The organism is Pseudomonas sp. MS646, from assembly GCF_036693845.1.
In the GTDB taxonomy this organism is placed as follows: domain Bacteria; phylum Pseudomonadota; class Gammaproteobacteria; order Pseudomonadales; family Pseudomonadaceae; genus Aquipseudomonas; species Aquipseudomonas chlororaphis_E.
The window spans coordinates 1,834,722-1,846,990 of sequence record NZ_CP144763.1 but is presented as its reverse complement, the minus strand read 5'-3'; the positions used below and the strand labels follow the sequence as shown (position 1 = coordinate 1,846,990).

The following is a 12,269-nucleotide window of genomic DNA, read 5'->3' as shown; positions in this document are numbered from 1 at the left end:
GGCAAGCTCCTTAATTCATCAACTTTCGAGCGCGTAATTCTTGATTAGCCTTTTCCAGCTGATCCTCTGGCAGCGGCTGCTGGAGCACCCACTCAGCGAAGCGCTTGAGACCTTCTTTCAGCGTAATCTTGGGATGAATACCGAGCAACTTATTCAACCGTTCAATATCAGCGTAATTATGACGAATATCGCCAACTCTAAACTGCCCGGTCACTTGAACATTCGGTTTTTTCCCGAACGCGACTGTCAACTCCTCGGCGACTTCCTTAACAGAGGTGGCAATCCCGCTACCAACATTAACGACGGTATTGGGTGATTTTTCAACAAGCAAACCCGCAACCAACGCATCTGTCACATCATCGACATGCACAAAATCGCGGCTCTCGAGGCCATCTTCGAAAAGTGGAAGAACGGTATCGCGACGAATCTTGGTGGAAAATATGGACAATATGCCAGTGTACGGATTATTGAGCGACTGTCGCTCACCGTAAACATTCTGCAAACGGAAAATCGTATAATCTATGCCCATTGACTGACTGCCAATCCTGACAAGATCCTCTTGCGCATACTTGGTCGCTGCATAGAACGAGGACGGGGCGATCAGATCCGTTTCCTTCGTCGGTACAAGTTGCAATGCATCGCCTGTAAAGGGGCAAAGAGGTTCCCACATTTGTTTACTCAGCGCGTCAGCGGAACGAGCGGTCGGGCATACACGCTGTTGAGTGAGAGGGTTGATATAGGCCCCCTCTCCATATACCGAACGACTTGAGGAGAGAATGATTCTCTTAACACGATGCGCCGGTAACTTGCCCAGGACGTCAAACATCAAGGCAGTGCCTTGGGAGTTAACCTCGTTATAGCGGGCAATCTCGTACATCGATTGACCAGTGCCGGTTTCTGCCGCCAAATGGACGATGCCGTCAACGCCTTCAAGCGCCTTTGTCCAATCTTCTCGCGAAGTGACACTTCCGCGAATGAACTCGATGCCTTCACCATTCAACCAATCGAGGTCAACAGGTAGACTGCCATGCACCTGAACGGTTAGAGGATCCAGAATTCTAACGGTATGGTTCGTTTTCAACAGTTTGGGAACGAGGTGCGAACCTATGAACCCTGCACCACCAGTGATTAGAATCTTTTTCATAACGGTACCTCTATCCATCAACAGTAAAACATCTTTGCGTCTGACATGGGCGCTTAGGGTGCGTCTTGCCGCGCGTATTTTTCATGTCTACCGGAACGGAGGCCGGCAAAAACATACAGAGAACAGCAGATAAAAAATTGGAACAATGTCGGCAACAGGAAAAACATATCATAGAAAATTGAAAACACGAGAATCTGAAAGGCTACCGAATAAGCAAAGATCCCCCAGGGTCGCCCCCTGAGCGAGACCTTGTATACACAGCAGCAAACCAATTGAATCAGCGCAACAAATATAAAGCCACCCAAAGCCCCGGTATCCGATACGAAGCCTGCATAAATGGTAGAGGTATTCAAATTGTTATCCACAAACGTGAACAGATCGTTCCTGGCATCCAACTCAAAATACGCCTTCACAATCGAAGGCAGCATATTGGACATCGAATAGGATACCGACCAGTTCGGAATCACAGTATCAATGTTGTGGAAAAAATTACTGAGCCCGGCTGTCAGGTAGACGTAAAACCAGAGAAAACCGCTGGGCAAGGCATCAAACACTTCTCCGGATTGACCAGATACCAAATAGGCAAAGGGGTTTGAGGTTTGCCGCATATCACCCAAGTAGCCAAAAATCACCACAACCGCCACAGCAACGACAGCCAGCGAAAGTATCTTCTTAGAGGATACCTTCGTCAGTAGCAACGCAACACAAACGACCTGAATCAATCCGCTCAGCAGAATACCGCGGCCCAACATCAACACCGGCCATAGCAAAAGAACTAGAATCAATACAGCCATTTTTTTGGAGTGTTTTTTTATAGACAAATAAGTCGCCATTGACAGCACCTGCAGATAGCAGGCATTCATGACTCCATGGAGGGAAGGCACACCGAACTCGGTGTACAGTTTATTAATACCCACCAAACGCCAATAAAGAGGCACGCCCCCCGAATAATAAATCTCGAAAGCGGTGCCAAGAAACCACACACACCCTAACAACATTAAAAAACGCGACACGACACTTATATAAAAATCGGTCTGTGCTTCACTGGGAACTTCGATCTTTTTCCGCCCCCTTAAAAGCAAATACAATAACAATATGCTGACCATATTCATGATTATCACCATCAGTCCCACCGCCGAGGGGGAGACCAAATTTGTGGTCAAGTCAAAAAAATACAGCAACAGGACCAGCGACCACATGGCAATATAAACAAATGCAGGGTTCAGCATAGTCGTTTATACCTGTCGCTTTAGGGCATTTTTCAGCCGGGGCAGCACCCCCGAAACAACGTTGAAAATCATGGGGCGACGCAGAATCCCAAAAAGCAAATTGGTCATTGTTCGTTTGTTTCCGGATGAATACTTCAGGAATAACGGACGCAGCGCCTCGACATTGGCCTTGTTCTTCTTAACAACCTGCCTGAAAAGCTCACCTAGAAGATAACGGTAGCCACCTTGTTGGCACGCTTCCCTAATGGCCGGATCATGTTCATAGCGTTTGGCAATGAGATCGACGGTCAGCAGAGACTCTTGCAGCAATTCGAATGTCCTGTCGCTAGCCCCTAGACCATGCTTACGATACTTGCCATAGACACCCGGGAGTTCACGAATTTCGCCTTGCAACGCGACTTCAATATAAAAGATCCAGTCTGAAACGACGGGAAAGAGCGGATCGAAGCCGTGCGTAGGACACGCAGAACGTCTAACCATGACCGAAGAAGCACCTGGAATACCCCCCTTCGATATTAAATCGTGGACGTTATTGATTCGCTCTTTTTCAGTAGTATTGGTACGAAAAATCAACGCACCATCAGCGTGATTAAAAATATCCACAGGATGGTAAGACAGTACGACCTTGGGATCCTCGAAAAGCGCCACCTGGGCCTTCAACTTCCCGGGTAAAAACAGGTCATCGCCACCTAGCACTGCGACCAGCTCTCCGCTGCAGGCAAAAAAAGCCGCATTGGAGTTGCCGGTAATGCCGAGATTCTTCTCATTCAAGACCGGCACAATCACATCAGGATATTTATTATAAAAGTCCAGAATAACTTCGCGCGTACCGTCTGTAGAGGCGTCGTCTGCTACCACAATCTCGAAATTGTCATAGTCTTGCGTCAATACACTCTCGATCGTTTCCGCAATCAGATGCTGCTGATTGTAAGTAATGATCATCACAGAAACTTTTGGATTATAAATATTCAACGCAAGCGCCTCAACAGAAAAACCATTATCCAGCAAATCATTCAGCCAACTAGCCCGTCAGCTTTCACTTTCTTCAACTCCATCGTAACGAACAGCATTAACAACGCCCAGTAAACTGCATAGTTCACCGCGTGAGCCAGAGACACTCCCTCCAAGCCCAATAATTTTGTAAAAACGACCGTCATGACATAAAAAGAAATTGCAGAAAGCACTTCGGAAAAGATAAAGAGCTTGAACATGGCCTTACCCAGCATGACATAAGCAAGGATCCAGCTACCTATCTTGAGAGTATCGCCAACGATCTGCCAGGCGAAAAGACTCCTCATGGGCAGGAAATCCGCTGTAAACAACACATGTATGATGAAGTCACGCAAGACAAAGATAATCAGTCCGCACAACGCGGCACAGGGCAATATGACACGGTAGCCCAATAGAACTTCCGCTCTTATCGCTTCCCGGCTTTCCAATTCAGAAAGCCTGGGCAAATAATAAACGCTGAGGGTCGTTGTTACGAGCATGAGGTAGGCGGCACTAAGACGCCACATGGCTTCCCAGTAGCCGGCCGCATCCCAACCAAATGATGAACCCAGGTAGTTTCGCACGAAGATATGGCTGACCGGTACGCAAATAGCTGATGTAAGGGCCATGGCCGTATATTTCAGAAAATTTTTGGCCACTGCATAATCGACGCGCCCCACCATATAGTTAAAGCGAAACCAAGGCGCTTTCAGACAAATAACAAGAGTCACAAAAAAACTAATTGATTGATAAATAGCCAGAGCTATCAACGCACCATACAGGCCGAAATACATTGATAAAGCCGTAGTCACTAGAAAGGCAAAGACGCTTCCAGCAATATTTGCGAAAACGTAACGAAGCAGATCTTTTTTACCGTTAAGTATCGCCAGCAAAAGCGCATTTAATGTAAAGAATACCAGCGTAGCCGCAAACCATCTGAAGACACCGCCAAAGTCGGAGTTCTTTAGAAATGCAACCGCCAGCTCATCACTGAATATCATTATAACGACACTGCAAAGCAGTGAGCCTAACAAGGCTATAGTCCCAGCACTCCGCCAGACGGCGTGCTGCTTGTCCTCGTTATAATGATATTCCGCCGTGTACTTCGTAACACCTGTATTAATAGCACCACTGGCAAAAGTAGTGATCATTTGAATAGCGTTTTGAAACTGCCCAAGCGCTGCATAACCCACAGGACCAACGTAGATGGCCAGGACTTTATTTATTCCAAGCAACGTCAACATTTTAACGAGTACGGCAACCCCGTTAAGCAGACTTGTTTTTATCAGCGTCATTAGCCTTCAACCAAGGCCATTAAAACTATTGCAGGCATCAATCACAGCGCTCGCGTCTTCGAGGGTCATGGTGGGACCAATCGGAAGGCTGAGTACCTCGTCGTGTATCCTCTCGGTTAACGGGAACGACTGGCTATTCCAGTTTTTGTAAGCAAGCTGTTTATGCGGAGGTATTGGATAATGTATCAATGTCTGGATACCTGATGCAGCCAAGTGCTTCTGCAAAGCATCACGGTGCTGGCAGCGAACAACATAAAGATGCCAGACATGGCCTTCAAAATCCAAGGGAGACACATTTTCCTGGATGGGCAGACGGATCGCAGCATTACGGATACCGTCACTGTACGCACGCGCAATCTTTCTGCGACTTTGAATATCAGTCGACAGATATTTTAATTTAACGCTCAACATTGCGGCTTGTATTTCATCAAGCCGGCTGTTGACACCTTGGTAGATATTCTTGTATTTCTCGTGAGAGCCATAATTGCGTAGTGCTTTTAGTACTGTAGCCAGTTCCGGGTCATTCGTGGTAATCGCCCCAGCATCACCCAGTGCGCCGAGATTTTTCCCTGGATAGAAGCTGAATCCGGCTGCATCGCCCCAACTACCGGCCACTTTTGCGTCAATACTCGCACCGTGCGCCTGTGCGGAGTCCTCCAAAACCAAAAGATTATGCTTTTTTGCGATACTCATGATACTTGGCATATCAGCCAAGCGACCATAAAGATGAACGGGAATAATTGCCTTGGTTTTGGGGCCGATAGAAGACTCTATCAACGCCGGCGAAATGTTCAAGGTTTCATCAGGCTCAACGAGCACAGGGGTCAAGCCATTTTCGGTAATGGCCAGGACACTCGCTATATAAGTGTTGGCAGGGACGATCACTTCATCGCCTTCGGTCAACCTGCCGAGGAGCTTCCACGCTCTCAAGGTTAGCGTCAGCGCGTCCAGCCCATTCGCTACGCCAAGACAAAATTGCACGCCACACGCCTTCGCAAAATCACTCTCGAAGGCCTCCAGCTCTTTTCCTTGAATATACCAGCCAGAATCGATGACTCGCGCACAGGCAGCTTTGAGTTCGGAAGCGTAGGCCGCGTTTACATCTTTCAAACTTAGAAACTCAATCATTAAACACCTGTTCTTTGCGTGTAGATCAAATCAGCTGGCTTCAAGAGCAAGCCGGGATCAAACAGCCTCATTGGATACGGCAGCGGCGGCTACTAAATTGGTAAATTCTTTGTAATTTCGAATATAGTCTTTTTCGTCATATTCATGGCTGGCGAATACGACCAACACACAGTCCGGGCTAAAATCATGCATTTCCCGCCAGACAAGATTATTGATCAGAACACCTTTTGTCGGCGAGTCCAACCAGATCTCTTCCTTCGTCACGCCGTTATCCATCAACATCCGGCACTTGCCCGAAACACACACGGCCAGTTGACGAAGATCTTTGTGCGCATGAAACCCTCGGCTGACCTCAGGTTGCGTGCCAAAAATATAATAGACGCGTCTAAACTCAAATGGTATCTGACTCGACTTTTCCAAGGCGATCAGACTCCCTCGGCTATCCCCAATGATGTCCAGCGTCAGCGCTTGAGTACTGCCGGGGGTATACAGACTTGGAAGATCAGCGTCTTTCAACGGGCTCGCCTGCCTGTCTTTTTCACTGATAATAAAATCAGCCCCAGCAGGCCAGTCGATGCCTAAATCAGGGTCGTCCCACTTGATGCTGCGCTCAAGTTCTTTACTGTAGACATCCGTGGTCTTGTATAAAAAGTGCGTGTTATCTTCCAACGCTACAAAGCCGTGTGCGAATCCTTCAGGAATCCACAGCATGCGATGGTTTTCTGCGCTTAGCTCGGCACCCACCCATTTCCCATAGGTGGGCGACCCCTTGCGAATATCGACAGCAACGTCATAGGCCGATCCCGAGACAACTCTGACCAACTTACCCTGAGCGTGGGGTGCGAGCTGATAATGCAAGCCACGAAGAACGCCCTTTTGCGAGGAGGAATGGTTGTCTTGAATAAAGCTTCTGGGTATGGGCAAACCTAACTTTGAGAGCTCGTCGTGAAAGCGCGGCTCATTAAAACTTTCAAAAAACCAGCCCCGATCATCCCTAAAAACCGTCGGTTCTATAATCACTACGTCCTGCAAATCGGTTTTTAGCAATTTCATGGAGTGTTTCCTTAACCAACTGGGCACATCAAAATAGGGTTCAGACTTGATAACCTGGAGATTTTTTTGCCGACTTCCCGCCCAGGTGATGGACCGAAAGCGCTGCCAAGACACCCAGCATCAGGCCGAGGACCAATGCCAGCAACACAACAAGTGTTCTTTTCGGCTTGATAGCCTCTTGTGGCACTTCAACATTGCCGTCATAGCGGTACATATCGATTTTCAGGGGGGTGACTGCCAGCTTTTCAAAAAAGCTCTTCTTGGCTTGAAGGTCCCTCAAGCCGGACAGGAATGCGTCATTGGAAGACCTGTCCTCCATGCTTTTTATTTCAGCCTTAAGCGCCTCGACGCCTCTCAAGAAGCTCATTTCCCCTGTCATGTTCGTGGTTGCCGCGTTCGGGGTACCATCGAATATCATCGTAGGTTTCTGCACGCCAACCGCCTCAGCGACACCTAGCGCCGCTCGTAATTTGACCAACGTATCCGCACGCATGGCCTCACCTGTTTCACGCTTTGCATCTATCTCCCGCCCCATATTCTGGGCACGGACCTTGGCTTCATATGAAACGTTCTTGGTGATTTCGCTGACTGCTTGTAACTCTGCATGCTTGATATATTTCTTGACCCAGTCCACTGACTGTTCTGCATTACCCGTCTGGGCAATCACGGAGTAGCGACCCACCTCATCAGCCGTAACCGGAGTCACCTTCAGTTTCTTCAGGAACTCGGCGTACAACGCATCCTGCGAGCGTTTTTTTTCATCTTCACTCAGCGATGGAAGGTACGTACTTTCAAAAAACTCCTGGCGCAGTGTCTCGGAGAGTAGATTTCGCACAAATAAACGATATACCTGCTCAATGGTATAGGGCTCAAGCTCGAATTCCCTGGTACGCCCTGCATTTAACTCGGCAATATCACTTTGGGTCGGAGGCACCAGATAGGCGCGGGCTTCAAAGACTCGCTCGCTGAAAAACGCATACATCAGCCCCAGGACAACGGCAATAGCGGTTACGCTGATAATGACCCACACCTGGCTCCATAACGCTCGCGCGATCTGGAAGGCATCAAATTCATTGGCGTATTGATTATTCGCAGTATCACTTTGCATAGTCTTTAAGCCTTGTTTTAATCTACTTCAGCACGCTGTTGAGAGCGAGTTTGAGTTTTCTGCCCATTCCACAGCGACTGTCATTAAGCAGTCGCTACGTCGATGTGCTACTTAAGATCTATTAAGCAACAGGAAACAAATCCTGGTGCGGATGGGTATCGATTAACTCAAAAGCTTGGAAAGATAGTGGCCGTATCCGGTCTTTTTAAGGCGTTCAGCCTGCTCAGCCAATTGCGCTCTGTTTATCCAGCCATTGGTAAAAGCTATCTCCTCCAGGCAAGCTACTTTAAGGCCCTGTCGTTGCTCAATGGTATGAACGAAATGGCTGGCCTCCAGAAGAGAATCATGGGTCCCTGTGTCAAGCCATGCAAAACCGCGGCCGAGCATTTCCACACGGAGTTTCTTGCGCTCCAGGTAGACACGATTGACGTCGGTGATTTCCAACTCACCGCGGGCAGAAGGCTTTATGCTCTTTGCTATGCCAACCACATCATTATCGTAAAAATAAAGACCAGTGACGGCGTAATTTGACTTGGGAGCGACGGGTTTCTCTTCGATGCTGAGGGCACGTCCCGAGTCATCGAACTCCACTACCCCAAAACGCTCCGGATCAGACACGTGATAACCAAATACCGTTGCGCCTTCCTTTTGATGGGTGGCCGAACGCAAATTATCCGAAAAGTGTTGCCCGTAAAAAATGTTGTCACCCAAAATCAGGCAGCAAGGATCGTTACCGATGAACGCTTCACCAATAATGAACGCCTGGGCCAGGCCATCGGGACTTGGCTGCTCGGCGTAGGTCAATTGAATACCGTAAAGGCTGCCATCACCCAGCAGCTTCTTGAAACAAGGCAGGTCTTCGGGGGTGGAAATAATCAAGATCTCCCGCATCCCCGCAAGCATCAGCACTGAAAGCGGATAAAAAATCATCGGCTTATCGTAGATCGGCAACATCTGTTTCGATACACCGAGCGTCAATGGGTGCAACCGAGTGCCCGATCCACCAGCGAGAATGATCCCTTTACGGTTTGTTGTTGTCATTTATTCATTACTTCCCTAAGCATTCGGGTGACGCCGCTCTGCCAATCCGGCAGATGCAGTGAAAATTGATCGCGCAGTTTCTGGGTATTCAAGCGTGAGTTCAGCGGGCGTTTTGCCGGGGTTGGATAAGCATTGGTTTCGATGGGATTTACTGCGCTTACCATCAACGGCTCGCCATGGCTACGGGCGAAATCGATGACGTGACTGGCGTAGCCGTGCCAGGAAACCTCTCCACTCGCGGCCAAATGATAAATGCCGCTAGAGCCCGCCCCTTCATCCAGTCGCCGAATCACCAGGGCAGTGACATCAGCAATGAGATCCGCCCCAGTTGGCGCGCCAATTTGATCGGCAATGACGTTTAATGTTTCGCGTTCTTTCGCCAGACGTAACATGGTCTTGGCAAAGTTATTACCGCGAGCACCATATACCCAACTCGTACGCAATATCAGGTAGTTGCAACCAGATGCGATAATCACCTGCTCGCCGGCCAGCTTACTGGCACCGTAGTGGTTGACCGGTGCCGTGGGATCTGTTTCCTGCCAAGGCCTGCTCCCTTGGCCATTGAAGACATAATCCGTGGAATAGTGAATAAGCCAGGCATCCAACGATGCAGCTTCCTGTGCCATTATCCGACAGGCGTCGCCATTTATACGATCAGCCAGCTCAGGTTCGTCGTGCTCAGCCTTGTCCACAGCCGTGTAAGCGGCTGCGTTAACGATGATGTCCGGGCTGACTTGCCGAATCGTCTCGCGCAGAGCCTCAACATCGGTCAAATCACCACAAAGCCCATCCACTGTTTGACGATCCAGTGCAATCACATCTCCCAGTGGCGCAAGTGAACGTTGAAGCTCCCAGCCTACCTGCCCGTTTTTCCCAAGCAGAAGGATCTTCATGATTCACTCGAAGGATCGTTGTAGTGCTGGTCAATCCATTGCTGATAGCTTCCGCTCTTTACATGCGCCACCCACTCGGTGTTGTTCAGGTACCACTCCACAGTCTTGCGAATGCCACTTTCAAACGTTTCCTCAGGCACCCAGCCCAACTCCCGTTGAATTTTACTCGCATCGATGGCGTAACGCTGATCGTGGCCAGGGCGATCCTGAACGTAGCTGATCAATTCTGCATGGGGACAGTAAGGCGAGCCCGGACGCAACTCATCCAGCAAGGCGCAAAGGGTGCGCACGACCTCAATGTTCTGTTTCTCGTTATGGCCGCCGATGTTGTACGTCTGGCCGACGACACCCTCGGTCACGACCTTGTAGAGGGCCCGAGCGTGGTCTTCCACATAAAGCCAATCCCGAACCTGGTCGCCTTTGCCATATACGGGCAGCGGCTTCCCCTCAAGTGCATTGAGGATGATCAGAGGAATCAATTTTTCGGGGAAATGGTATGGGCCGTAATTGTTCGAACAATTGGTGACCAGCGTCGGTAAACCGTAAGTACGGGCCCATGCGCGTACCAAGTGATCGGAGCTTGCCTTGCTGGCCGAATACGGAGAGCTGGGTTGATAAGGTGTCGTTTCGGTGAACAACTCTTCGGGGCCTTCAAGATCGCCGTACACTTCGTCTGTGGAAATATGATGAAAACGAAAGCCGGGCTTGCGCGCCTCATCTAAAGTGGCCCAATAATGGCGCGCCGCTTCCAATAAGACATAGGTGCCGATAATGTTGGTCTGGATAAATTCCGAGGGCCCGGAAATGGAGCGATCCACATGGGACTCAGCAGCCAGGTGCATGATGGCATCCGGTTGATGCTCTCTCAAGACCCGGTCAATGGCTGCACGATCGCAGATATCGACATGCTCGAATGCATAGCGAGGACTCTGGCACACATCAATCAGGGACTCGAGATTGCCGGCATACGTCAGCTTGTCGACATTCACGACAGAGTCAGCCGTGTCGGAAATGATATGCCGAATGACGGCCGAACCGATGAACCCTGCGCCGCCGGTGACTAGAATTTTCACGCGAAACCGTACCTTGAGTTGACGACAGGGCTGCCAACCGAGCGCTGTCTAATCCTTGAATACGAAGCCTAGGCCTCGTTACCCCGACTGGCGCATACATGTGCCATGTTGCGGTCAAGCGGTGCATTTTACAGGTAAATAAATGATTTACTAATGGATATAGACCGACAACTCCTGAGCTGTCTGTAGGAACCTTCCTATTTTTTTGTTAAATAAGCTGCTTTCGCGAAGATCGCATCAGACGAGTGACAAGCCATCCCAATAATGGGCCAATTAACATGCCCATCAACAGTGCAAGAACGATGATGACAGAGACAGGTAGCTCAGGCCCGCTCCAACCCAAGAATAGCAAGGAAACCGATTGCTGATTTTCCAGCACGAACGCCAGGACAATCAGAATCACCAGCAGCAGGAATACGGCAAGGACAACACGCTTTAGATTACGCATGGCCTGCCCCTTGGTTAGTAGCCTTCAATCCGCCTCCTCCTCTTCGTTGACACGATCCCTGAGCTCCTTGCCCGGCTTGAAATGAGGGACGAATTTACCGTCGAGACTGACGGACTGACCGGTCTTGGGGTTGCGACCCACCCGAGGAGCGCGGTAATGCAGGGAAAAGCTGCCGAAGCCACGGATCTCGATACGATCTCCAGTCGCCAGGCATTGGGACATTTGTTCAAGCATTGTCTTGATGGCCAGCTCTACATCCTTGGATGAGAGTAGCCCTTGATGGGTGACAATTCGTTCGATCAACTCCGACTTCGTCATATTTTTCCCTTCTTTTTCAAGCAGCTAGATCAGCGCTTCAAAGGTTTTAGCATGCCCGGAGGATTTTGAACAGCCCAAGTATTGACATATCGCCTACAAGCTCAGCCTGCCCCTTTTTTGGGCAGATGGGCGTCATTTCAGGCGCTAACGACACATGACCAGCATCGTGCGAGTCAGGTAGCCTGCCGGATTGAAGCCGAAGGGATATTGGTCGTCGTCCCTGGCGTCATCGGATCGGGTAATCACCTTGTAGCCCGCCCCCTTGCATTCCTTCGCTGCCCGCTTCTGGCACTTTTCCCAGCCCGAACCCAACCCCGAGCAGTCGACCTCGATACCACTGACACCACGCACGGCATGCGTCTTTGCACTGGTAGAGCAACCTGCCAGGGCCGCAACCAACAGCACGAGAAAGAGTCTGTTCATTCAAATCCCTATCACCCCAGCACCTCAAGGCAACCCTTAGTCGTTATATAGATGATTGATCTGCATAACAAAAGAGACAGTTTTATTAAGGGATAGGTTTCATGGCCAACGTGAAACCCCGGCTCC

At 49.6% G+C, this 12,269-nt stretch carries 13 protein-coding genes; all 13 read right to left on the bottom strand.

Going from position 1 to position 12,269, the window contains the following annotated elements; genetic code table 11:
* Window positions 1-10: 10 nt before the first annotated feature.
* Window positions 11-1,144, bottom strand: a complete 1,134-nt coding sequence (locus V3H56_RS08185) for an NAD-dependent epimerase/dehydratase family protein (protein WP_042728067.1) — start codon at window positions 1,142-1,144, stop codon at window positions 11-13.
* Window positions 1,145-1,197: 53 nt separating this feature from the next.
* Window positions 1,198-2,373: an O-antigen polymerase gene (locus V3H56_RS08180; RefSeq protein ID WP_042728068.1), complete on the bottom strand. Its 1,176-nt coding sequence runs from the start codon at window positions 2,371-2,373 to the stop codon at window positions 1,198-1,200.
* A 6-nt stretch (window positions 2,374-2,379) separates the two neighbouring features.
* Window positions 2,380-3,381 (bottom strand): glycosyltransferase family 2 protein, encoded by a 1,002-nt coding sequence (locus tag V3H56_RS08175; protein WP_338474434.1) that lies wholly within the window; start codon window positions 3,379-3,381, stop codon window positions 2,380-2,382.
* A 5-nt stretch (window positions 3,382-3,386) separates the two neighbouring features.
* Window positions 3,387-4,658, bottom strand: a complete 1,272-nt coding sequence (locus V3H56_RS08170) for an O-antigen translocase (RefSeq protein WP_047737566.1) — start codon at window positions 4,656-4,658, stop codon at window positions 3,387-3,389.
* A 6-nt stretch (window positions 4,659-4,664) separates the two neighbouring features.
* Window positions 4,665-5,786: a DegT/DnrJ/EryC1/StrS family aminotransferase gene (locus V3H56_RS08165; protein WP_042728070.1), complete on the bottom strand. Its 1,122-nt coding sequence runs from the start codon at window positions 5,784-5,786 to the stop codon at window positions 4,665-4,667.
* Window positions 5,787-5,843: 57 nt separating this feature from the next.
* Window positions 5,844-6,839 carry a dTDP-4-dehydrorhamnose 3,5-epimerase gene (gene rfbC / locus V3H56_RS08160; RefSeq protein ID WP_047737568.1) on the bottom strand — a complete coding sequence of 332 codons (996 nt, stop codon included), beginning with the start codon at window positions 6,837-6,839 and terminating at the stop codon, window positions 5,844-5,846.
* A 40-nt stretch (window positions 6,840-6,879) separates the two neighbouring features.
* Window positions 6,880-7,947, bottom strand: a complete 1,068-nt coding sequence (locus tag V3H56_RS08155; RefSeq protein ID WP_047737572.1) for a Wzz/FepE/Etk N-terminal domain-containing protein — start codon at window positions 7,945-7,947, stop codon at window positions 6,880-6,882.
* 162 nt (window positions 7,948-8,109) lie between these two features.
* Entirely contained in the window at window positions 8,110-8,988 is an 879-nt protein-coding gene (rfbA, locus tag V3H56_RS08150) for a glucose-1-phosphate thymidylyltransferase RfbA (protein ID WP_042728073.1), read from the bottom strand.
* Entirely contained in the window at window positions 8,985-9,881 is an 897-nt protein-coding gene (gene rfbD / locus V3H56_RS08145; RefSeq protein WP_047737575.1) for a dTDP-4-dehydrorhamnose reductase, read from the bottom strand. The genes rfbA and rfbD overlap by 4 nt, the downstream gene beginning before the upstream one ends.
* Entirely contained in the window at window positions 9,878-10,954 is a 1,077-nt protein-coding gene (rfbB, locus tag V3H56_RS08140) for a dTDP-glucose 4,6-dehydratase (RefSeq protein WP_047737578.1), read from the bottom strand. Before rfbB ends, rfbD begins: the two co-directional genes overlap by 4 nt.
* Before the next feature lie 208 nt (window positions 10,955-11,162).
* On the bottom strand, window positions 11,163-11,402 hold the full coding sequence (locus V3H56_RS08135; RefSeq protein ID WP_042728076.1) for a LapA family protein: 240 nt from the start codon (window positions 11,400-11,402) through the stop codon (window positions 11,163-11,165).
* A 24-nt stretch (window positions 11,403-11,426) separates the two neighbouring features.
* Window positions 11,427-11,720 (bottom strand): integration host factor subunit beta, encoded by a 294-nt coding sequence (gene ihfB, locus V3H56_RS08130; protein WP_042728077.1) that lies wholly within the window; start codon window positions 11,718-11,720, stop codon window positions 11,427-11,429.
* Window positions 11,721-11,864: 144 nt separating this feature from the next.
* Entirely contained in the window at window positions 11,865-12,143 is a 279-nt protein-coding gene (locus V3H56_RS08125) for a hypothetical protein (protein ID WP_212803532.1), read from the bottom strand.
* Window positions 12,144-12,269: the final 126 nt, after the last annotated feature.

Excerpts from the sequence above, each read along its gene's own strand:
- V3H56_RS08185 (WP_042728067.1), bottom strand. The coding sequence starts at position 1,144 with ATGAAAAAGATTCTAATCACTGGTGGTGCAGGGTTCATAGGTTCGCAC.
- V3H56_RS08180 (WP_042728068.1), bottom strand. The coding sequence starts at position 2,373 with ATGCTGAACCCTGCATTTGTTTATATTGCCATGTGGTCGCTGGTCCTG.
- V3H56_RS08170 (WP_047737566.1), bottom strand. The coding sequence starts at position 4,658 with ATGACGCTGATAAAAACAAGTCTGCTTAACGGGGTTGCCGTACTCGTT.
- V3H56_RS08165 (WP_042728070.1), bottom strand. The coding sequence starts at position 5,786 with ATGATTGAGTTTCTAAGTTTGAAAGATGTAAACGCGGCCTACGCTTCC.
- rfbC (WP_047737568.1), bottom strand. The coding sequence starts at position 6,839 with ATGAAATTGCTAAAAACCGATTTGCAGGACGTAGTGATTATAGAACCG.
- V3H56_RS08155 (WP_047737572.1), bottom strand. The coding sequence starts at position 7,947 with ATGCAAAGTGATACTGCGAATAATCAATACGCCAATGAATTTGATGCC.
- rfbA (WP_042728073.1), bottom strand. The coding sequence starts at position 8,988 with ATGACAACAACAAACCGTAAAGGGATCATTCTCGCTGGTGGATCGGGC.
- rfbD (WP_047737575.1), bottom strand. The coding sequence starts at position 9,881 with ATGAAGATCCTTCTGCTTGGGAAAAACGGGCAGGTAGGCTGGGAGCTT.
- V3H56_RS08135 (WP_042728076.1), bottom strand. The coding sequence starts at position 11,402 with ATGCGTAATCTAAAGCGTGTTGTCCTTGCCGTATTCCTGCTGCTGGTG.
- ihfB (WP_042728077.1), bottom strand. The coding sequence starts at position 11,720 with ATGACGAAGTCGGAGTTGATCGAACGAATTGTCACCCATCAAGGGCTA.
- V3H56_RS08125 (WP_212803532.1), bottom strand. The coding sequence starts at position 12,143 with ATGAACAGACTCTTTCTCGTGCTGTTGGTTGCGGCCCTGGCAGGTTGC.